We start from the raw sequence: 22,375 nt of genomic DNA, 5'->3' as shown, positions 1-22,375 counted from the left end.
CGCGCCGAGGACGCGGAGCCGCCCCGAGGCGTCCTGAAGGCCCAGCATGTCGGTTTCGGTGTCCGGAACGGCCACCGGTCCGTCCAACGGTTCCAGACCGAGCCCGGAGACCAGGTTGGCGACGCCCCCCGGGAACTCGGCCGCCTGACCGATCGAGAGCACGATCCGGTCATACGTCTGTCGACTGCCGTCGGTGAACTCCACCAGGAAGTCACCCTCGACGGTGTGCCGGAGGCTGACGATCTCCCGTAGCGAGCGATCCACCTGGCTCTGCACTGTGTCGGAGTAGGCACCGACATCCGGAAGTGTGTTCCGCCGGTTGTAGCCACCGCCGAAGCTGTACCGCAGGCGCGTCTCGGCGTCCTGGTCCGGGTCGCCGGTGAGTTGGTCGGGCGGTGGGTCCATCTCCCGGGCCGACCAGTCGACGCTCGCGGCGGGCGACGCCACGGCCTGCTCGATGTCCCACGCACCGGACGCGCCGGCACCGAAGACGAGCACCCGGTCGCCGGGGCGGTAGGCATCGGCGAGGTTCTGCCCACCGAAGTCGACAGGCGGCGCGGACGGCCGCGGATCGCCGAAGGAGCCGTCCGGAGCGAAGCCCAGCCGGGCTCCCACCTCGGCCGGCACGGCACCGACGTCGACAGGCGTGCCGGCGGGGTGGAGAACCTGGCCGGTCGTCACGTCCACGGCGTACCCGGACGTCGGGTCGACCACAAGCGGATCGGTGGGTCGCCCGGCCAGATCCGCGAGCAGCGGCAGATCGCCCCGGCCGGTGCCGGGGCCACCGAGCACCGCTCGTACGGCCGGTGGCACGCTCTCCGGTGCGACCAGGTTGCCGTCCGGGTCCCGGAACCGGGTTGCCGTGCCGGAGCGGTCGACCCGGTAGCCGGTGGTCGGATCGACGTAGGCACCTGTGGTGTCGGCCGGGACGCTCGGCACCCGGGACGGTCCCGGCCCGCTGGCGATGTCGACCGAGGTGGTGTAGATGTCCCGGCCGTTGACAGTCACTCGGAAGTTGGCGCCGTCGGGCCAGCCGGTGGCGTCGGCCGGTCGGGGTGTGATCGAGGTGGCGGTGCCCTGATACGTCGGCATGCCGGAGAGGGCCCGCGCCGCGCCCACCGCGTCGGCGAAGACGTCGGAGGGGGTGAACTGGGTGCCCTCCTCGGCCAGGTCGCCCGGCTGGAACGGCAGGCCGGGTATCTCCAGCTCCGACGGGACCTGCCCCATCAGCAGCGCCTGGCGTTCCGCCCACGGGTCGTGTCCCTGCGAGACGCAGAGCACCGGCGGCAGTCCGTGGCCGGCGTCCGGCGCGGCTCCCATGGTGACGAAGTCGGCGGTCGCGGCCCAGCCGCCACCGATGACGAGTCGGTCGAAGACGTGGTCCGGCGCCACACCAAGGGTCGCGTCCACCCTCGCCGTCAGCGCGAGATCGGCCTGGTCACGAAGTTCCGTGGCCTGCTGTGCCCAGGCGCGGGCCTCGGCGCGGACAGCCGATTGGGCCGCGCGGATGTCGGCCACGAGTTGCTGGCCATCGCTCTGCGCGAGCCCGATCAGGCTCTCCACCTCGGCGGCGAGGGGGCCCAGGTGATTGTGGATCAGGTCGAGCCGGGCGCGGGCCGCCTCCGGCCCGACCACTTGCGTGTTGCTGCCGAGCCCGTGCACGACGTGCGCCGGTTCCTGTTCCAGGAGACCGGAGGCGACGAGCAGGCTGAGTGCCTCGGCGCGTAGTTGGCCGGCGGTCCCCGGATCGGTGGCGGTGGAACTGTCGGCGAGCACCACCCGCAGCTCGGCCAGGTGACCGATGTCGCGCGCGGTCAGCACGCGGGTGCCGTCGCCCTCGGGCCGGGCACCCTCAGCGAGTGCGGTGGTGGCGTCGAATCGCAGCCCCTCGGCCCGCTGCTGGAGGACGGTGTCCACTTCGGCCAGCGCCGCCGCGACCGCCCGCCGGACGTGGTCCGGGTGGGCGCTCGTCGACACCTGTACGACGGTTCCGTCGGGGGTGTGGTGGATGGTGGCCACCGGCACGACCGACGCGCCCGCCGGCGCCGGGGTCAACTCGACACGTACCGGATAGGGGCCGTCGACGGTGGTCAGGGTGACAGTGGCGGTGGTCGGGTCGGCGCTCGCCCCGCCGGGTAGTGGCCCTGCGGTGAGCGCCGCCTCGACGGCGATCGAGGTGCGCCCGGGATCGGCGTCGAGCAGTGCGCCGCCGAATGTCGTACCGGCTGCCGCCCGCCGCAGGTCGGGGCCGTCCGGGTCGGTCGAGGGCCCGGAGTCGCCCGGCGGCGGGCCGTCGCCGTCTGAGGGCCCGGCCCTGCCGACCGGCGTCGTCAGGCTGTCGGTTCCTCCGTGGGCCAGACCTGCCGACCCATCATCCGGCCCTGCCGGCGGGCCTGCGTGTACTCCGTGATCAGCAGCGGTACCGGCAGACTCATCTGCGCTGTGATCACTCCCGTCTGGTCGATGATGTAGCTCCCGTGGCCCAGTTGCCTGCCCTCCGCCCGTTCCTGCGGTGACAGCTGCTCCTTCGCCAGCCAGCCGAACTCGAACGGGTGCAGCTCGACCTCGTTCGCCGTGCCCAGCAGGCGTCTGATCAGCGTCAGCGCCTCGTCCTCCGTCATCCGACACCCTTTCCGCAGTGGTCTCCATCGACCACAGCGCATACGTCTGCGACAGGTACGCGGCTGGGGGCTGCGGCCACGTCGTCCCTCGTTGCGGATCCCACCAGACCGGTCCGTCGGCGCCCTCGGGATAGACCACGACGAAGGCGTGCGAGTCCTGTACCTGTACGTGCCCATTGTCGAGGACGAGTTCACCGGTGCGGGGATCCGTCCTGACCCATTCGGCCACAACGAGGGCCGCCGAACCTGGACCGGCCGCCGCGACACGCTGATGAAGTTGCGCGTACTGCTCGGCGACCGCCGCCTCGTGCTCCGCCGGTGTCGTGGGCAGCCCCTCCGACCCACCGGACCAGTCGACGCCGAGCCACTCCTCGGCTCGGTCGAGCCCACTCGCCTCGCCGGTAACCGTCTCGATCGAACCGTCCGGACGAACGTCCGGCCAGCGGGGGAAGGACACCCGGGGGTCGCCGAAGAAGCTGGACAGCGCCGAGAGCGAGGAGTCCAGACAGTTGTTGGCGCGCCCCGGCTGGTCCGGTCCGCCGTCGTTCACCAACTGCCCGTACGGATGGGTGGAGGGGTCGGCGAACAGCAGATACCCGTCCGGTGTACGTAGGCTCTGCTCGACGCCCCACTGGTATCCCGGGTCCTCCAGCGGCGCCAGTTCGCCCGGCCCGAGCCGGCGGGTCTGCGCCAGCCCGTGATCCGTGTCGAGCGGCACCGACGAGGCAGGCCCGCCGGGAAGGTCAGCGGTCAGATTGCCGAGCGGCAGATCTCCGTCAGCTCGTCCTCCGTCGGCAACGGCACCGTCGTGAAGTGCGCCACCTGGCGCTCGGCCGTCGCCCGGTCGACCTGCTGGATCTCGTGGCGCTCCGGATTCGCCCACAGGATCGCCGCCGCCACGTCCGGACGGAACGTCCACGCCTGCTTCGGTCGGTCCCAGATCACCGCCTGGGTCGGCCCGGTGCTGTCCGCCTCCGCGATCAGGTTTACCGGCGGGCCGTCCGGATCCTCCGGTCTCCGGAGGAGGAAGTAGCCGAACGTCAGCGCTGCCATGCACGCCCCCCATCAGGTCAGGGTCCAGACCCGGCAGGTCGGACATGGCCAATCCTCGCGCGGCGAGCACATCGGCGAACGTCAGGCCCTGCTGCCCGAGCCAGTCGAGGTACGACTCCCGGATACTCGCCTGCCGAGGCGATGCCATCCACTTCGCGAAGCTGGTGTCCTTGGGCGTGTCGAACCGGGCGCTGTCCATGCCCCCCGGCATGCTCGCCGCGATGCCGTTGGACTTGTTCACTGCCAGGATGTCGAGGAACGCGTTTACGCGGGCGGCCGGCGACTGCGCCGGGTCGCGCATCACCTCGTACTGGTCGTGGGTCTGCTTGCCGACGTTGTAGCTGGTGTCGGTCGGGAACTGCAGCTCGAAGGTACGCCCGGACGGTGCCGTGAGCGTGCAGTTCAGACCGAAGAAACGGTTTCCGGGGTGCCAGAAGTTCTTCAGGTCGGTGACCTGATAGCCCTGGGCCTCCAGCGAGGCGAGGAGCGCATCCACCGCCGGCCCGTACGCCTCGGTCTCCGGTCCCCGCACCGAGAACCGCACCACGTCGTTGACGGTGTCCAACGCCGAGCCGACGTCGTACCCGAGGGGCTCCAGCTCGGTGCGGTACTTGCGGGCCAGAGACTCGGCGCCCTTGACCCGGTGCTGTTCGCCGAGGGTGCTGAGCGCGTCGGCACCGGTCAGCCCGAGCTGCGCGTTCACCTCGGCGTTGACGCTCTGCAGGTCGGCCAGGATCTGGTCGGCCTCCGCCGCCGCCTCGGTCAGGGCGTCGAGCAGGGTGGCCCGGTCGGTGTCCGGCAGTCCGTCCAGGTAGGGACTCCCGACAGGGTCGCTGCCCGGTGCGGCGTCAGCGTCGCTCAGTCCATCGGATCCGGGGCCGGCCAGACCTGCCGGCCGGTGATCCGGCCCTCCCGGCGGGCCGCCGCGTACCGTTTCATGATCAACGGTGGTGGCAGGCTGGGATGTACGGTCACCACTCCCGTCTGGTCGATGATGAAGACCCCCTGGCCCAGTTGCCGACCCTGCGTCCGCTGCTGCGGGGAGAGCGTCTCCTGGGCTGCCCAGCCGAACTCGAACGGGAACACCGCCACCGGGTTGTCCGTCCCCAGCAGCCTGGTCATCAGTTGCCGGGCTTCCTCCCTGCTCATCGGCATGGGCGGGCTGCACCTCCATCGACCACAGGTTGTGCGTCAGTCCAACATAGTCGCCGGGCAGCGGATCGGTGGTGGTGCTGCCGAACTGCGGATCCCACCACACCGGCCCGTCCGCGCCTTCCGGATAGACGAGCAGGAAGACGTGCTCACCGGCGGGCTGCGTGTTGCCCTCGGCGTCGAGCAGTGGGTCGCCGGTGTTCTCGTCGAACAGGATCCAGTCGACGGCGATGACCGCTGCCGCGCCCGGGCCCGCGTCGAGAACCCGCTGGGACAGCTGCTCGTACTGGTCGGCGAGTGCGGCCGAACGCTCGGCGGGCGTACCCGGTAGAGCGTCGTTGTCTCCGGTCCAGTCGCCGCCTATCCAACTTTCGATCCGGCCGAAGCCGTTCAACTCACCGAGCGTGGTGTCGACCGTCCCGTCGTCGAGCCGGTCCGGCCAACGTGGGTGCGAGACCTGCGGATCGCCGTAGAAGCTGGCCAGCGCCGCGAGGATCGTGTCGACGCAGTTGTTGGCCCGGCCAGGCTGATCCGGCCCACCGTCGTTGATCAGCTGGCCGTACGGGTGGGTGGAGGGGTCGGCGTAGACCTCGTAGCCTTCCGGGGTTCGCAGACTGTCCTCGACATCGTCCTGGTACTGCGGATCCTCAAGTGGCGCCAACTGCTCCGGCCCGAACTGTCGGGTGTCCGGCATCGGCCAGCCCTGCATGTCCGGCCAGACGCCCGGATCGGGATTCCCCTCGACGTCCGAATCCGGCGCGCCCTCGGGGCCCGGGTCGGGATCGCCCTCCAGATTCGGATCGCCCGATGTCATGCCCGAGTCAGGCGGGACGGCTGGCGTCCCGTCGGAACTGTTCGGATCGGCCGGCGGTCCCTCTGGGTTGTTCGGGCCGGCCGGTGTCCCGTCGGGACTTGTCGGGCCGCCCGGCGTACGGTCCGGGCTGTTCGGGTCGACACCTGCGCCTGGCCGGCCGGTCGGGGAGTCGTTCTGATCCCGGCCTCCCGCCGGCACGTCGGCGGTCGAGGCCGGCGGGACCGGAGCGGGTGTGCTGGCCTCGGGCTGCGCCTGGCTGACCGGATCACCCTCGGCATCCAGCACGATCGCCCAGACATCCCCCACCTGGTCGGCGTAGAGCGGGTCGCCATCGGAGATGCTCCGACGCTGGCCGTCCACCCAGATGACAGTGCCCTCGTGGTTCACCGCATTCCACGTGTGCGCCCGACCACTACCGTCCGGAGAACTGCCGATGATGATCGCCGCAGCACCGGGCCCAGCCGCTCGCAGAGCTTCAGCGACCGTGTCCAAGGCGGGAGCACCGCTACCCTGATGGCCGAAGCTGGACCGCAAGGCCTGTTCCTGCCGAGCCGTGCTGCCCCGCTCCACTTCGGCTGACGGGACCGTAGGCGCCGCTACCTCGGGACGGCCGTACCAGGCCGACAGGACGGAGAGCCCAACATCGGCGCAGTTCGTGTTGCGTCCCGGGACGGTCGGCCCACCATCGTTGAGCAGCCCTGCCCACGAGCCGACACGCGGATCCGGGTGAACCGCAGGTCTTCCAGTGGCTGGGTCCCGAGGCACGGCCGCGTCGAGCGCATCCTGGTCGGCTTGGTCCGGCGGCAGCAGGCCCTCCGGCTGCCCGTACGGCCGGTTGTCGCTCAGCGGAAGCCCGTTGCCCACCACACCGGGTACGGACGGCTGGTAGACAGTGACGTCACGATCCGGATCGGTGATCGGTTCGATATTGAACCCTGGCAGGAAATGCGCGCACGATCGGCACGGCGGCCGATAATGCCCAAGCTCGTACGTGACACCGGCAGATTTAGCCGACTTGACCTGGTGAGTAACGATCTTGGCGCCTTGCAGAGCGTTCAGGGCGTACTGCTCGAAGGTGCCGGGCTCCCGGGCGTCCCGCCATTGCTGTTCCAGTAGGTAGAGCTGGTCGGAAACCAGGGCAACCTCGGCACACTTCCCGTGCCCACCCCCCACACCATCGACAAGGTTCGCCGCGATGCGGTCCAGTGCCGCCTGCGCAAGCGGATGTACCCGGGGCTGTGTGGGCGGTTTTGTTCCCTTGTCGGCGGTCATGCTGGTGTGCGTCGTGATGGTGCCATCGGGCATCAGCAACGCACCGGCCATGCCGGGCTGCTTGGTCTTGGAGACCGTGGCGGACTTGATCGCCGTCCGGACAGTCTCGGCAAGCGTCCGTGACGCCTCGATCAGCGCGCGCTCGGCTTCGGGGCCGTTCGGATCGCCGTCGACCGAGGTCGGAGCCAGCTGCCAGCTGTGGGTACCGCGGCCGGTCGGCCCCTCGGACCGTCTGAGGGTCTGCGGGTCGACCGGGCCGGTCGCGGTCTCGGGGCCGGGGTTTGTCGGCCCGCCCTGGAGGGTGCCGCTGCTTGTCGGCACCGGGATCACCACCGGACCGTCGGTGCTCTGCTGCGCCTGGTCGGTCCGCTCTGGGTTCGGATCCGCAGCCGTGTCCGTGCCGGCGGGGGGAGTGGCGTCGACAGGGGGCGTCGTCGAATCGATGCCCGCCGTCTGTGTCGGCACCGTCGGGGCGGACGGCTCGACTGGCACAGGCGTCGTGTCCGGCCGAGCGCTGGACGGAGTCGGTTGAGCCGGGGTCTGCTGGGCCGGTGTTGCCGGCTGCTGGGTGGGCCCGACCTGCTGGGTGGGTCCGGCGGCCGGCTGGGTGGGGTTTGTCGTGTTCGGGCCAGCGGCTGGTGCGAGCGAGATCGAGCCCGCCGTGTTCGCCGCCGTCGGAATGACCGCCGGCCCGACCGGCGTGCCACGACCGGGAGTCGGTTGCGCGGCGGTGTTTCCGGTGGGCTGCTGAGGGTTCGTACCCGTGGTCGGTGTGCCGGTCGTGGTCGGCGTCGAGGCGTTCGGAGTGCTCGCCGCCTGGGGGCCGGTCGTGGCCGGTGTCCCGGCGGTGGGAGCCGGGTTCGTCGCGGTGGTCGGACCGGCGGGCGTGGCCGTGCCTGGCGGGGTACCGACCGCCGGAGCGCCGGGCGGCGTCGTCACCGGGGCCGCGGTCGGTGTGCCTGGTAGCACCGTGGGGGGCACATCCGAGGCGACGGACGGGCCTGCGGTGTCGACCGGGCTGGCGTCGGTGACGTCACGCGCCGGGCTGTCGGTCACAGTTCGACCGGACCCGGTCGAACCGTCGCCAGGTGGTGCGGTGGTGGTGACGTCCGTTGACGGGCCGGCGACCGTCCCACCGTCGTTCTGGCCCGACGCCTCGTTCACTGTCCGGTCGTTGCCGCCGGTGCTGGTGTTCGTGTCGGTCCGGTGGGTGCCAGGCGATTCGGTGGCTGGCGCACCTCGGCTTTCCGGCGCACCGTTCTGGTCGTTGGTGGCGGTGACGTCGCCGACGGCAGGCGAGCCGTCCGGCGCCGTGGTCACCGCGCCGGCGGGGACAACCGTCGGTCTGTCGGTGGAGCCCTCGACCGGCGACGTGTCGGCGGCGTTGGCCGCGTCCCCGGTGGGCGCACCTGCCACATCGCTCGCCGGCGTTGCGGAAGCGTCCGACGTAGGGGGCGCGAGGCTGATCGACCCCGCCCCGCTGTCGGGGACCGTGCCGCTCTGGCTCGCGCCGTCGCCCGTCCCGGTCGTCCCGGCACCGGAAGTCCCGCCTGCTCCACTGGAGCTGCCCGTGCCGTCCGAACCGGCTCCGCCGGCGGCAGTTCCGGAGTCACCACCGGAGGCGGAAGATCCGCCATCCGACGCCGAGCCCGCGCCGCTACCTGTCGCGCCGGCACCCGAGGTGGAACCATCGCCGGTGGACCCGGCACCAGCACCGTTGGCGCCGCCGCCAAGATCACCGAGGCCGTTCGCGCCTCCGACACCCGGACCGATCCCGCCCGCGGCGGGGCCGGTGCCGGGCGCCAGGTTGATCCCCATGTTGCCAAGGCCCCAGTTGGTGACCCGCGCACCCAGATTGCCGGCGGCGCCGCCGGCAAGGGTCGCCCCGGTACGGCCGGCGCCGCTGGCGAAACCGCCCAGGAACGCATCCGCACCGGGCATGGCCCACTGCCCGTTGATCGTGCCGTTGGCGAGCACGCTGGCGGCCGGCGAGACGACGGCGTTCTGAGCACCGGAGGCGAGGCTCGTGCTGCCCCAGCGGACCAGGCCACTGCCCCGGAAAGAGAGCTGTGACGGGCTGAACGAGAACGGCATCCGGGGTGCCGCCCGCCGGCCAGCCCAGCTCATGCCGGTGCCGAGCACCGCACCGTACGCGCCACCCACACCAGCGGTGAGGGTTCGGTTGCCGTCCCACTGACGCCGCTCGCCGGTGTGCATCTGGTACGCCTGAGCGCCGACGTCGATGATCAGCTCTTCGCCGATCTCCTCCAGCAACTCACGGCCGAGGCGGTTGAGGCCCTGCCGGAAGCCCTGACTGGTGACCATCTGGCCGATCCGGGTGCCGGCCATCCGCAGAGCGGCCCGCATTCCCGCCCGGGTCAGCAGTTGCCGACCCATCTGAGCGATCAACCGCCGGAAGGCGACCGTCACCGCCTGTCGACCGCCAGCCAGGATGCCCGGGATGGCACCTGCCGACACCCCACCCAGCCAGGCCATCAGCAGCGCGACGAAAACCGCGATCACGGTGATGATGACCGCGATCAGCACTGTCAGCTTCGCGTACTCGATCTCCAGAGCCGCCTGGTCACAGCCGGCGGCGTACGCGGCCGAGATCTCCTGAATCAGCGGCAGGCCGGTGTTCGGATCCACCCCGAGCTGGTTCCACAGCCCGCCGAACGCCTCGCCGGCACCGCCGCCCCAGCTCTGCAGGATCTTCATGACCGCCGGATCGGCCTGGCCGAGCGTCTCGCTTACCGTGTCGGCCAACGCCTGCCACGCGTCGGCCAGCTCCCGCATCCGGTCCTCGTCGCCGCTGGGCCACGCCTCACCGGCGCTCACCCAGCAAATGGCGTCCCAGACCCACGCGTACTCGCCCAGCGAGTTCCTGGGATTGGGTACCGCCACCCCGATAGCCCCTCTGTCCGATGTCGACCCGTAGCGGGCGAGCTGCTACTTGTCGTCGCCGCCGAACAGCGTCTTGACCATGTCGTCGGTGTCGACGGTCCCCTCGACCGCCCCCTTGACGGTGGGCCCCAGCACCTCGACCAGTGGCACGAGATCCGCGGCGAGGTCGAGGACCCGCTGCGCAGGCTGATCGTCGCCGCCGAGATAGTTCTTGTTGAACTCGTTGCCCGGCTCGTCGTCACCCCAGGGCCGGTCGCCGTTCAGCGTCCCGATCGTCGCGGCGAGGTTCTGCCAGGTCATGGCGAGCCGAGCGCCGGCCGCACCGAGCTCGTTGGCGCCCTCCAGGGCAGCGTCAGGCTTGACGAATGTTTCGCGCAACTCGCTCATCGTCTCTCCTCCCCGGGCAGTTCGCTGTCCAGCTGACGGAAGATGCCGTCGAGATCGTGATCGATGTAGGCCTGGAACTGACTGTCCGGCACGAACGGTCGAACCAGCTTCTCGACCTCCGCCATGGCCTGCTCGGTCGCCCGCCGGATCGTCTCGGTGACCGTGGCGGAGAGCTCCTTGGAGTTGGGCCGGCGGTAGATCCGCGGGTCGAACTCGACCTTCGTCACCTGACCACGGGGACCGACAGTCACGGTGACCAAGCCGTCTTCGGAGGTGACAGTGGCCTTCACCGTCTTGAGCTGCTGCTGCAGGTCGCCGACGCCGGAGCGCATCCGCTCGAACTGCGCCATCAGCTCGTCGGCACGGGCGCGAAGCGCCTGTACGTCCATGGCGTGTTCCTCCCCGCGCAGGTCTGATCCGCCGCCCACGCCCGGGCGTGACAACTCGACCATACTGAATGGGCACGACATCGGGGTGCCCGGTCTGGCGGCCACCCGCGGCTAGGATGCAGCGGGACCGGTTGACGGGAGGCGTGCAGACATGTTCCGGGACCGTCCTGTGACGACGTTCGCGCTGGTAGGGACACTTATGGCCACGGCGTTGACGATTCCCGTCGCGAGCCCGGCGGCTGCCGCACCGGCGATTTGCGACAATCCGAGCGATCCGGGAGAGGTCAACACCGAGACGCCCTGGCATCAGCGGTGGCTCGCCCCGCAACGCGTGTGGCCGTTCAGCACCGGGGCGGGAGTGCGGGTGGCGGTCGTCGACTCCGGCACCGACAGCAGCCACCCTCAGATGGCCGGCCGGGTGACCAGCGGCTTCGACGCCCTGCGCGGCGCCTCTGGAGGCGATGTGGACTGCGTGTCCCACGGCACCGCCGTGGCCAGCATCATCGCTGCCGGTCGGCAGGACGGCGTCGGCTTTCACGGCCTCGCCCCGGATGTCGCGATCGTGCCGGTAAGGATCAGTGAACGCAACGCCAACGACGGCCCGGGTGCCGGTGGTGACACCGTCACCGGCGCCGTCTTCGCCCAGGCGATCCGGTACGCGGTCGATGACGGCGCCGATGTGATCAACCTGTCGGTGACGCTCTACCAGCCGGACCGCGACGTGGAGCAGGCCGTGCGCTACGCCCTGGACAAGGACGTCGTGCTGGTCGCCGCCGCCGGCAACAAGCATCAGGACGGCGCTCGCCCCGATCCGGTGCCCTACCCCGCGGCCTACGACGGCGTGATCGGCGTAGGCGCCATCGATCAGTACGGCGCCCGGATCCGGCAGTCCCAGATCGGGCCGTACGTGGACATCAGCGCCCCGGGCGGTGCGGTGGTGGCCGCTACCCGGCTGTTCGGACACGGAGCCTACGACGGCACCAGTTTCGCCGCCCCGATGGTGAGTGCGACAGCCGCACTTGTCCGCGCGGCGGAGCCCAATCTGTCGGCCCGGGAAGTCACCCGACGAATACTCGCCACCGCCGATCCGGCCCGGGGCGACGCCACGCGCGGCTACGGCAGCGGGGTGGTGAACCCGTACCGGGCGGTCACCGAACGGCTGACCACCGGGGCACCGGTGGCTCAACCTCCGCTGCCCGACGTGCCGTACGACGCAGCGGCACAGGCGCGCGCGGAGCGCTGGGCGCTGTTCGGTCGGCTGGCCCTCTGGATCGGCCTCGGGCTTGCCGCGATGGCGGTCGGAGTCGCGGTGCTTGCCACGCTGCTGCCACGCGGTCGCCGCACACGGTGGCGGCCCACCCGCCCGTCGGCGCCGCCGCCGACCGATTCCGATATCGACGAGCCCGAGGAGATCTTCTTCCGGGTACCGAGCTCGATGCCGCGCGGGTGACAGCGGCGTCGGCGGAACACGTCGGACGGTGACCGCTGCTTGCGGCACAGACGACGATGGCCCGGCGCGGGCCGGGCCATCGGTGCTGCGGGTCTACGTTTCAGCCGCCGAACTTCGAGCGGTTCGCCGCCTCGCGGGCCTGCATCTTCGCGGCCGACTCGCGCAGCGCCTTCTCGATCCGACCAAGCAGGTCACGAAGGTCGTTGGCGGCCGACTCCCACTCGGTCTGCCGCTGGAAGTACGCCTCTTTGGCGTCACCGTCCCAGGTGGCCAGCAGCGGCGCGATGCCGGACTTGAGCCCGTCCAACTCTCCGGTTATGTTCCGGACCGCACCGTTGCAGCTGTCGGCTGCGGCGTTCAGCCCGGCGAAGTTGTACCGAATCTCCGTCATGAGTCTTCTCCCCCGTCAGAGCTTCAGCGCCGCGGTGATCTGGCCGGCGGTGGCGCCCGCGCCATCCATGTCGGCCCGGATCTCCTCGTCACTGACGTCGTAGTCCTTACCGGCAGACCCGACCGCCTCGGCGATCGCCCGCAGCGCGACGTTGAGTCGGGCCATGTCCTGGTCGAACCGCTCACGCACCTGCTGGAAGGAACCGGCACCAGCGCCCCTCCACTGGTCGTACAGCGGCGCGAGCTGGTCCATCAGCGAGTTGAGGTTGCCGGTGAGCCGATCGGCGACGGCATCGACGTCACCTTCGGTCTTCAGCATCAAGCCGGTGTCGGTATTCATCGACATGGCGGAAGTCACCCCCGTCCTCAATTGATCGCCCCGATTCACCGGGGCGTCCTGTCAGTCGGTGCTCGCGCACCATCGTCGTACGAACGGTAACGGGTCGTGTCCAGCCCGCGCTAGACCGCTACTCGTTCCGCGTTTCCATTGTGGCTGGTCAGGTCACTCCGGGTCGAGCGCGAGTTTCGCCGTCGTCGGATCGAGTACGGGGCCCGCGGGCAGCCGAACCACCAGGCTGGCGGGCAGCCGTACCGGTTGCACACCCGGGTAGCCGAGGATTGCGGGTACGCCCTCGGAGGCCAGCGGATAGCGGTGGCCAAGGTCGGTGACCAGGTTGAGGGTGCCCGTCTCCTGGTCGGGGGAGGAGACCGCGGCGACCAGGACACCGTAGCCCGGCTCGATGACGACCCGATCGGCGAGCGGGATGCCGTCACCTGCCTGCTCACCGGTGCGTACCGGTTCACGCACCGGTTGGACCTGCGCGTCGAGCAGCAGCGTCGGCTCGTCCGCGCCCGGTTGGTAGGCCGCGCAGATCGCCGGCTGGTCGCCGGCCAGCCGGGCGATCTCCGGCCGCTGCTCCGGCGCACGATGGCGTCCCTGGGCCGGCGGCGCCGCCTTGGGCGCGGCGGCAGCGGCGCCGGCGGCCAGTTCGATCGGGTAGGGCCTCGCCTCTCCCGGGTACGCCAACTGCGTCTCCCCGTCGGCCAGCACCACGTCCGCCTGGAGCGGGGTGAGCGGCACCAGCCTCGACCGTTCGGCGAGGTAGTACTGACGGCTGCCGCCCTGGCTCTCCACGACAAAAACCTGACCGACGCGGGCATCCGGCAACGCGGCCGAAGGTGTCCCCCGGTCGGCCACCCGTCGGGGCGCGATCGGCTCTCCGGCGGGCAGCGCGTTGAGCCACGCCCCACCGACCTCCACCACCGGCTCGGCGCTCATGGTGAGGCCCTCCAGCACGATCTTCTCGCTGCGGATCTCGTACCGATGGTCGTGCCACACCAGATGCAACCGTTCTGTCTTGCGGTCGCGGACCAGCAGTGCGCTGTCACCCGGCTCCCGCCCGCCACCAGGTGCCCGCCCGACGGTGAGCACTGTGGTGGCGACGATGCCGCCGGCCGCGTTCCGGGCCGGCTGGGTGCAGAGCGTCCACGGCCCGTCCAGGATACGACCGGCCGGGGGCAGCGCGTCCGGGGCGAACGGAATGCCGATGCGGGGCCCACGCGGGGTGCCGACAAGCGAATTCCGGGAGACCGAAATGGTTGGTGCCGCCGTTTCCATGGCCAGCAGGGCGGAGGCGTAGTTGAGCACCGGGTGCAGCCGACCCTCCCGGTACAGGTAGCGGGTGCCGGTCTCCTTTTCCAGGATGACCGCACCGCCCTCCTTCCACTTGGTCGCGCCGCCGGGACGCAACAGGCCGTACACCCCCACCGCCGCCAGACAGAGCACGGCCACCATGACGCTGGCGAAACCGGCGCCACCCAGCCGGCGGAACGGCGCAGACTCCGGATCGGGCTCGCGCGCCACCAGCGCGGAAGTCATCCGCTGGACGAAGAACTGGTATGACTGGACCTGGTCCCGCCGCGACGGCATGGCACCCCTCCCCTGGCGTACGCCGGCACGGTCACGAACTCCGGACCGCGGTGCCTACCATAGGCACGGCGTCGAGCCGCCCGGTGCCCGCATCCGGCGTCGGCCGGCGGGACCGACGACGGCAGCCCGAGGAGTCCTTCGATGATCAGCCGCGACGAGGCCCTGGCCATCGCCCGCGAATGGGCCAGTTCGGGCAAGCCAGGGCCCGCACCCGAAGTGGATCTGTACGAGTTCGACCTCGGCTACGTCGTCTGGCGCGTGCTGCCGGAAACAGCCGTCGTCGACGGCGTACCTGTGCCGCCACCGTCGACGGGATATCCCCGAGCGGTCATCGACCGCGAAACCGGTGAGGTTTCCCAATGGACCGCATTGTCCGCACCCATGGTGGCCGAAGATTACGCACTCAATCGCGCAGCCGAGGGTCGCTTTCCGCCTGATGTGCGATACGTGTTGGACCGGGCAGGCTGGTTTCCCGGCCGAGACGTGTCTTCCGCAGTGAACCACTGGATGGTCCGCTTCGCCGACGAACTGGCCGGGCTCGAATGCTCACCCCTCGCCCGGGTCGCGCTTGTCGAATTTGGTGGCCTACAACTGCCTCAGTTCGGCCGGAGTGGACGCCTGGGCGGCGGCTTCATGAGCTTCATCCACCCCACGGTGGGCGGTGTTGTCACGGAGGCGGCCCGCGAGTTCGCCGAGGAGTTCGACAACCCGGTCTACCCGATTGGCAACAACGAGGACGGGCCGTCCGAACTGGTTATCGACGCGCAGGGGCGGGTTTTCATGCTGCACTGGGCTGACGATTTCTTCGTCGGCCCGGACATCGATTCCGCAATCGTCAAGCTGATCCGAGGTGGCCCGATGGCTGAGGCCAGCGACCGCGACTGGTGAACAGCCCCACCCCCGGCAGCCGCCCTTGGCCGCCTTCCGCTGAAAGGGCCACCCCAGGAGTCCTTCGATGATCAGCCGCGACGAGGCCCTGACCATCGCCCGCGAGTGGGCCGACGAGCGCCGGGTTGCATTCGACGTGACCCTGTTCGAATTCGACCTCGGTTACGTCGCCTGTCTGGTCGAACCGGTCGCCGCCGCGACCAGTGGTCCACCCTTGCCGCCCCCGTCCACCGGGTATCCCCGAGCCGTCATCGACCGAGAGAGCGGCGAGGTCTCCCAGTGGCCCTCGCTGCCGTGGCAGACCATCGCCGAGCGGTACGCGCAGCGCCGGGCCGCCGAGGGGCGCTTCCCTCCCGACGTGCGGTACGTGCTGGAGCAGGCCGGTTGGTTCCCTGGCCGTGATGCCAGTGCGGCAGTCGATCACTGGATGGTTCGCTTCGCCGACGAACTGGCCGGGCTCGCATGCTCACCCGTCGTACGCGCCGCACTTGTGGAATTCGGCGGCCTGCGGCTGCCTCAGTTCGGTCGGAGCGGCCGTCCAGGCGGCGGCTTCATGAGCTTCATCCACCCCACTCGGGGTGGCGTGGTCACGGACGCGGCCCGGGACTTCGCCGAGGAGTTCGACAACCCGGTCTTTCCGATCGGCAACAATGAGGACGGGCCGTCCGAGCTGGTCGCCGACGCGCAGGGGCGCGTGTTCATGCTGCACTGGGCCGACGACTTCTTCGTCGGCCCGGACATCGACTCCGCCATCGTCAAGCTGATCCGAGGTGGCCCGATGGCTGAGGCCAGCGACCGCGACTGGTGAACACCCCCACCCCCGGCAGCCGCCCGTGGCCGCCTTCCGCTGAGAGGGCCGCCCGAGGAGTCCTTCGATGATCAGCCGCGACGAGGCCCTGGCCATCGCCCGCGAATGGGCCAGTTCGGGCAAGCCGGGGCCGGCACCCGAAGTGGATCTGTACGAGTTCGACCTCGGCTACGTCGTCTGGCGCGTGCTGCCGGAAACAGCCGTCGTCGACGGCGTACCTGTGCCGCCACCGTCGACGGGATATCCCCGAGCGGTCATCGACCGCGAAACCGGTGAGGTTTCCCAATGGACCGCATTGTCCGCACCCATGGTGGCCGAAGATTACGCACTCTATCGCACAGCCGAGGGTCGCTTTCCGCCTGATGTGCGACAGGTACTGGACCGGGCTGGGTGGTTTCCCGGCCGCGACAACAGCACCGGTGTAGACCACTGGATGGTCAGCTTCGCTGACGAACTGGCCGGGCTGGAGTGTCCACCAGTCGTCCGGGCGGCACTGATCGAGTTCGGCGGCCTGGAGCTGCCGCAGATCGATATACCCGGTCAGCTATACGGCGGCTTCACCAGCCATTTCTTCCCCACCTTGGGCGGCGTCGTCACGGACAAAGCGCGCGGATTCGCCGAGGACTTCGAGAATCCTGTCTTTCCGATCGGCAACAACGAGGACGGGCCGTCCGAGTTGGTCGCCGACGCGCGGGGGCGTGTGTTCATGCTGCACTGGGCCGACGACTTCTTCGTCGGCCCGGACATCGACTCCGCAATCGTCAACCTGATCAGAGGTAACGAGATGTCCGAGGCCAGCGACCGCGACTGGTGAGGCAGCCCCTCAGCCGTTGATGGCGCGCATGAAGGCGTACAGGCCGAGCACGCTGCACGCCACAGGCACCACGGCCAACTGGAGCAGGATGTCGAACATGTCGCCGAGCCGGGCCAGTCGGGGAGACGGGGCGCGCCGGCTGTAGGCGAGCCCGGCTGCGGCCGACAACCCGGCCGCGACCAGCGCCACCGGCAACACGGCCAGCACCCGGGCCCCGGTCGACGCGTGGGCCGCACCGACCAGGGGCAGCAGACCCAGGCCCACCAGACCGACGGCGAGCATCGGTACCCGGTGCCGGACCGTCGAGACCAGTCGGGCGCGCAGCAGGTAGCCGAGCGAGATGATGCCGGCGAGCAGCAGCGCGGAGAGCGTGCCGGTCGCGGTGAGGACGATCAGGCCGGCGATGGTTACGACGAACGCCCCGAAGATCATGCCGGTGAAGACCTCGTCGGCTCGGGCGGTGGCCTGGTAGATCACTTCCCGCTTCGGCTGCGGCTCGTCGCGGAGCAGGTCCGCGGCGGTACGCGGCAACGCCGGCATCGGCATCTTTCCGAGCCGTACGGAGAGCAGCGGCATGGCCGGCAACAGCAGCACCACGGCACCGACCACTATCGCACTGCCCTGTGCGGCGTCCATGGAGCCGAGGGCGATCAACCCGCCGACCATGCCCCAGAAACCGACGAAGACCGCGGCCACGAAGACCCTCGTCGCGTCGCCCACGCCGAGCAGCCCGAGCAGCCCGGACAGCAGCAGCACGGCGGAGCCGAGCAGTACGTGCGGGGCGCCCAGCGCCCAGACCGACTCGCCGGTGCCGATCACCAGCACGCCGCCGACGAAGGCGTACGGCAGACCCGCGGCGGCGACGACCGCGCCGGCGAGGGAGTCGGCCATCGCCCGGGACAGCACGATCCCGCAGACCAGCAACAGACCGGCCGCGCCGAGGGCCACCGCGCCGCCGAGCCAGCCGGGCTGCTCGGATGTCACGATCACGACAAGGCCGAGCAGCAGCAGCACGCCGGCCACGATCAGACCGGTCAGCCGGGTCGCGAACGGGCTCCAGGCCACCCCGCGCCGTCGGGCGCCGTCGGCGACGGCCTCCATCAGGTCGTCGTACGCCAGTTCCGGCCATTCGGTACGCCGCGGCACCAGGTGCAGCGTCTCACCGTCGCGGACGTTCTGGGCGGCGAGCGTACGGGTCAGATCGATAGCGCTGCCGTCGCTGCGCCGCAGTATCCAACCACCGTGGCTGGTGCCGTCCGATGGTTCCTCGTCGGCCTGCCGCAGCACGGCGGGTAGCAGCCCGACGAGCGGCAGGTGCTCGGGCAGGGCGAGGTCCAACCGTCGGTTGGGTGCGACGACGGCGATGCGCGCGAGTCCGGTTCCGGCCTGGGTGACCACTGACGACCCCTCGGTACGAGGAGCGGGCCGGCGGGCCCGCGGCTGTCCTGACGGGCAAAGGCTACCTACCATGTGCCGGTGACGCGGGGGGCGGTTCACCGCGGCGCACCAGACCCAGGAGAGACGACGGAGGTCTGTCACGTGAGCACGGTGGTCGTCAAGCGACCCGCCCGCCAGCCGGAGCCGGAGTATCCCTCCGGCGAAGTGCTGCTGGACGCGCCGCCCGAGGTGCCCGCACCGAGCGGTAAGGCGTGGGGGCAGATGCTGATGCTGCTGCCGATGCTCGCCGGCTCGTTCGCGATGGCCCTGATGTTCGCCGGTCGGGGCGGGTCGACCCTCGGCTACGTCACAGGTGGCCTCTTCGGACTCTCGGCCATCGGGATGCTCGGGTCGCAGCTGACCAACAACTCGGGCGGACCGGGCAAGCAGGAGATGCTGCAGAAGCGCCGCGAGTACATGACGCACCTGTCCCGTCAGCGGCGCCGCGTACTCAAGACGATCCGTAAGCAACGGGAGGCGGCCTTCTACCGGCACCCGGACCCGGACGTCCTCTGGTCCCTCCCGCTCGGTCCCCGGCTGTGGGAGCGCCGTCGCGGCGATGTGGATTTCGCCACCGTACGCATCGGTCTCGGGCCGCAGGAGCTGGCGACTCCGCTGGTGCCGCCACCGGCCACCTCGCTGGAGAAGCTGGAGCCGATGTGCGCGCTCGCGCTGCGCCGGTTCCTCACCACCTACGGCGAGGTGCCGGACCTGCCGGTGACCATGGCCCTGAACGGATTCGCCCGGGTGCATCTGCGCGGTGACGTCGACGCCGCCCGGGGCATGGTCCGGGCGGTGCTCGCCCAGGCGACAGCGTTCCACGCGCCCGACGACATGCTCGTCGCGATCTGCGCGGCGCCGGACCGGCGGGCCGACTGGGAGTGGACGAAGTGGCTGCCGCACGCCCTGCACCCGTCGCGCACCGACGCGCTCGGCCAGTTGCGTCTGGTGGCGCCCTCGGTCACCGGCCTGGAGGCGATGCTCGACGACGTGCTGGCCAGTCGGCCGCGGTTCAACGCCAGTGGCGGTACGCCCCAGGTCGCCGGGCCGCATGTGCTTGTGGTCATCGACGGCGGCGACACCGCCGGTTCGGACCACCTGATGACCGAGGGCGGGGTTGAGGGCGTCACCCTGCTCGACCTGTCCACTCCAGCGCCGCGCCTGCTGGATCGGGCGCGCCTGGTGCTCGAGGTCACCGCGGAACGTCGGCTGCACAGCGTGACGGTGGATGGTCAGGCCGAGATCGGCCGGGCCGACGACTGCCGGGTCGCCGAGCTGGAGGCGTTGGCCATGCAACTGGCCCCGCTACGCCTGTCCGCCGCCTCCCGGGGTGGCGGCGACACTCCGCTGACCACCGAGCTGGGGCTGGCCGAGTTGCTCGACATCGGCGATCCGTACGAGTTCGACGTCGACCGGGCATGGCAGCCACGCCCCAACCGCGACAAGCTGCGGGTGCCGATCGGGGTGGGTGCCGACGGCGGGCCGGTGGAGCTGGACCTCAAGGAGTCGGCGCAGGACGGGATGGGCCCGCACGGGCTGCTCATCGGCGCTACCGGTTCCGGCAAGTCCGAGCTGCTGCGCACCCTGGTGCTGGCGTTGGCGGCCACGCACTCCTCGGAGAGCCTCAACTTCGTGCTCGTCGACTTCAAGGGTGGCGCCACCTTCACCCGGCTGGACGGCCTGCCGCACACCAGCGCGGTGATCACCAACCTGGCCGACGAACTGCCCCTGGTCGACCGGATGACCGACTCCATCAACGGCGAGCTGGTCCGTCGGCAGGAGTTGCTCCGCGCGGCCGGCAACTACGCCTCCCAGCGTGACTACGAGAAGGCGCGGGCGGCGGGCGCACCGCTGTCTCCGCTGCCGAGCCTGCTCATCATCTGTGACGAGTTCTCCGAGCTGCTGACCGCGAAGCCCGACTTCATCGACATGTTCGTGCAGATCGGCCGGGTCGGTCGCTCCCTCGGTGTGCACCTGCTGCTGGCGAGCCAGCGCCTGGAGGAGGGCCGGCTGCGGGGACTCGACACCCACCTGTCGTACCGGATCGGTCTGCGGACCTTCTCCGCGATGGAGTCCCGGGTGGTGCTGGGGGCCACCGACGCGTACGAGCTGCCCCGGTCACCGGGTCACGGCTACCTGCGGTTCGGTACCGAGCCGCTGATCCGGTTCAAGGCCGCGTACGTCTCCGGCGTCTATCGGAGCAAGACCGCGGCGGCGGTGGCGGCCGGCGACGGCGAGGACCGGGTCCGCGAGTACACCACCAGCTATGTCGCGCCGCCGGTGAGCCGTGCGCCGAAGGAGGAGATCGCACCGGAGCCCGCCGACGGGGTGGGCGAGAGTGTGCTCGACATCCTGGTCGGCCGACTCGCCGGCCGAGGCAAGCCCGCGCACCAGGTGTGGCTTCCCCCGCTGGCCGAGCCGCCGACGTTGGATCAGCTGCTGCCGCCGATGACCGCCGATCCCGCCCGGGGCATCACCGTCGCGCACGCCGGGCTGCTCGGCGAGTTGCAGGTCGCGGTCGGCATCGTCGACAAGCCTTTCGACCAGCGCCGCGACGTGCTCTGGTTCGACCTGGCCGGGTCGGCCGGCCACGCGGTGATCGTCGGCGGTCCGCAGAGCGGCAAGAGCACCCTGCTCCGGACCGTCGTCACCTCCCTGGCCCTGACCCACACCCCACGCGAGGCCCAGGTCTACTGCCTCGACCTGGGCAGCAGCGCGCTGTCGTCGCTGCGCGACCTGCCCCACGTCGGGTCGGTGGCGACCCGCCTGGACGCCGGCCTGGTCCGGCGTACCGTCGCCGAACTGCAACTGCTGATGGGCGAGCGGGAGCGGCGGTTCGCCGAGCGTGGCGTGGACTCGATGGCCGAGTACCGGCGGGCCCGGCGGCACGGTCAGCATGACGATGACCCGTTCGGCGACGTCTTTCTGATCATCGACGGCTGGGCCACCTTGCGGGCGGAGTTCGAGGACCTGGAACCGACGATCAACGACATCGCCAACCGTGGGTTGTCCTTCGGCATCCATCTGATCGTGACCGCGAGTCGCTGGATGGACCTGCGGCCGGCGGTCCGGGACGTCTTCGGCACCCGGCTGGAGTTGCGGCTGGCCGATGCCAGTGACTCCAACCTGGACCGGCGGGCGGCGATGAACGTCCCGGAGAAGTCACCGGGTCGGGGGATCACCCCGGACGGGCAGCAGTTCCTGGCAGCGCTACCGAGGGCGGACAGCGCACAGGAGGCGGAGAGCCTGTCCGAGGGGGCGCGGAAGCTGGTCACCGATCTGGCCGCCGCCTGGCAGGGGCCGGGAGCGCCGCCGATCCGGCTGCTGCCGCCGGTGGTGCCGTACGGCAGCCTGCCGAGCACCGGCCGGCCGGGTATCCCCATCGGTATCGCCGAGGTGGATCTCCAACCGGTGCATGTGGACTTCGCCGCCGACCCGCACTTCATGCTGTTCGGCGACGGTGAGTCGGGTAAGAGCACCTTCCTGCGTGCGCTGGCGCAGACCATCGTCGACCGCAACGAGCTGACCGAGGCCCGGCTGGTTCTCGTCGATTACCGGCGTAGCCTGCTCGGGGACATCGACACACCGCACCTGATCGGGTACGGCTCGACCGCGCAGGTCACCGAGAGCATCATCTCCGAGGTGGCCGCGGTGATGCGTGACCGGCTGCCACCGCCGGACATCAACGCCGAACGGTTGCGGGCCCGCGACTGGTGGAAGGGTCCCGACCTGTACGTGCTTGTCGACGACTACGACCTGGTGGCGGGTGCCGGCAGCAATCCGCTGACGCCGCTGCTGGAGTTCCTGCCCCAGGCTCGGGACATCGGCCTGCACGTGGTCATCGCCAGGCGTACCGGTGGTGCCAGCCGGGCGCTCTACGAGCCGGTGCTGATGCGGCTTCGGGAGATCAGCACGCCGGGCATCGTGATGTCCGGCAACCGCGACGAGGGGGTGCTGCTCGGCACCGTCCGGCCGGGACCGCTGCCACCGGGCCGGGGTTGGCTGGTGTCCCGACGGGGCGGTACCCGGTTGGTGCAGTTGGTGCATCTTCCGCCGCGCTCCTGAG

The 22,375-nt window shown here is 70.5% G+C and carries 12 protein-coding genes and 1 pseudogene; 5 read left to right on the top strand and 8 right to left on the bottom strand.

Annotated elements, in window-relative coordinates; translation table 11 throughout:
- Positions 1 to 2,330 precede the first annotated feature (2,330 nt).
- The 4 genes and pseudogenes from Van01_RS33975 to Van01_RS18805 all read right to left on the bottom strand — a co-directional run bounded on the left by Van01_RS33975 (position 2,331) and on the right by Van01_RS18805 (position 10,592).
- A complete protein-coding gene (locus Van01_RS33975) occupies positions 2,331 to 2,621 on the bottom strand; it encodes an SUKH-4 family immunity protein (RefSeq protein ID WP_505745410.1) in 291 nt (96 codons plus the stop codon).
- A 94-nt stretch (positions 2,622 to 2,715) separates the two neighbouring features.
- Positions 2,716 to 9,816: pseudogene (locus Van01_RS33970) on the bottom strand (toxin glutamine deamidase domain-containing protein); the annotation flags it as partial.
- 45 nt (positions 9,817 to 9,861) lie between these two features.
- Positions 9,862 to 10,203 carry a hypothetical protein gene (locus Van01_RS18810; RefSeq protein ID WP_099848825.1) on the bottom strand — a complete coding sequence of 114 codons (342 nt, stop codon included), beginning with the start codon at positions 10,201 to 10,203 and terminating at the stop codon, positions 9,862 to 9,864.
- Positions 10,200 to 10,592 carry a YbaB/EbfC family nucleoid-associated protein gene (locus Van01_RS18805; protein ID WP_099852692.1) on the bottom strand — a complete coding sequence of 131 codons (393 nt, stop codon included), beginning with the start codon at positions 10,590 to 10,592 and terminating at the stop codon, positions 10,200 to 10,202. The genes Van01_RS18810 and Van01_RS18805 overlap by 4 nt, the downstream gene beginning before the upstream one ends.
- A 151-nt stretch (positions 10,593 to 10,743) precedes the next feature.
- Between Van01_RS18805 and mycP the strand changes: the two genes are divergently transcribed.
- Complete coding sequence (gene mycP, locus Van01_RS18800; RefSeq protein ID WP_275410370.1) at positions 10,744 to 12,042, top strand: type VII secretion-associated serine protease mycosin; 1,299 nt, start codon at positions 10,744 to 10,746, stop codon at positions 12,040 to 12,042.
- 100 nt (positions 12,043 to 12,142) lie between these two features.
- Here mycP and Van01_RS18795 read toward each other — a convergent pair whose 3' ends face one another.
- The 3 genes from Van01_RS18795 to eccB all read right to left on the bottom strand — a co-directional run bounded on the left by Van01_RS18795 (position 12,143) and on the right by eccB (position 14,362).
- The gene (locus Van01_RS18795) at positions 12,143 to 12,433 is read right to left on the bottom strand and encodes a WXG100 family type VII secretion target (protein ID WP_204008918.1); all 291 of its coding nucleotides are present in this window, start codon (positions 12,431 to 12,433) and stop codon (positions 12,143 to 12,145) included.
- 15 nt (positions 12,434 to 12,448) lie between these two features.
- Entirely contained in the window at positions 12,449 to 12,778 is a 330-nt protein-coding gene (locus Van01_RS18790; protein WP_204008955.1) for a WXG100 family type VII secretion target, read from the bottom strand.
- A 156-nt stretch (positions 12,779 to 12,934) separates the two neighbouring features.
- Complete coding sequence (gene eccB / locus Van01_RS18785) at positions 12,935 to 14,362, bottom strand: type VII secretion protein EccB (protein ID WP_204008916.1); 1,428 nt, start codon at positions 14,360 to 14,362, stop codon at positions 12,935 to 12,937.
- A gap of 141 nt (positions 14,363 to 14,503) precedes the next feature.
- Here eccB and Van01_RS18780 point away from each other — a divergent pair, with 141 nt between their 5' ends.
- The 3 genes from Van01_RS18780 (at position 14,504) to Van01_RS18770 (ending at position 16,872) form a co-directional block, all read left to right on the top strand.
- Positions 14,504 to 15,250 (top strand): SUKH-3 domain-containing protein, encoded by a 747-nt coding sequence (locus tag Van01_RS18780; protein WP_204008908.1) that lies wholly within the window; start codon positions 14,504 to 14,506, stop codon positions 15,248 to 15,250.
- Between the two features lie 67 nt (positions 15,251 to 15,317).
- A complete protein-coding gene (locus tag Van01_RS18775; RefSeq protein WP_204008906.1) occupies positions 15,318 to 16,058 on the top strand; it encodes an SUKH-3 domain-containing protein in 741 nt (246 codons plus the stop codon).
- A 67-nt stretch (positions 16,059 to 16,125) separates the two neighbouring features.
- On the top strand, positions 16,126 to 16,872 hold the full coding sequence (locus Van01_RS18770; protein ID WP_204008904.1) for an SUKH-3 domain-containing protein: 747 nt from the start codon (positions 16,126 to 16,128) through the stop codon (positions 16,870 to 16,872).
- Between the two features lie 9 nt (positions 16,873 to 16,881).
- Here Van01_RS18770 and eccD read toward each other — a convergent pair whose 3' ends face one another.
- Positions 16,882 to 18,270, bottom strand: coding sequence for a type VII secretion integral membrane protein EccD (gene eccD / locus Van01_RS18765; protein WP_204008902.1), 1,389 nt, complete (start codon positions 18,268 to 18,270; stop codon positions 16,882 to 16,884).
- Positions 18,271 to 18,411: 141 nt separating this feature from the next.
- Between eccD and eccCa the strand changes: the two genes are divergently transcribed.
- Positions 18,412 to 22,374: a type VII secretion protein EccCa gene (gene eccCa / locus Van01_RS18760; RefSeq protein WP_204008890.1), complete on the top strand. Its 3,963-nt coding sequence runs from the start codon at positions 18,412 to 18,414 to the stop codon at positions 22,372 to 22,374.
- Position 22,375: the final 1 nt, after the last annotated feature.

Origin of the sequence: Micromonospora andamanensis (assembly GCF_016863495.1) — a bacterium.
Classification (GTDB): domain Bacteria; phylum Actinomycetota; class Actinomycetes; order Mycobacteriales; family Micromonosporaceae; genus Micromonospora; species Micromonospora andamanensis.
The sequence above is the reverse complement of the archived record's forward strand: the minus strand, read 5'-3'. Positions and strand labels throughout refer to the sequence as shown.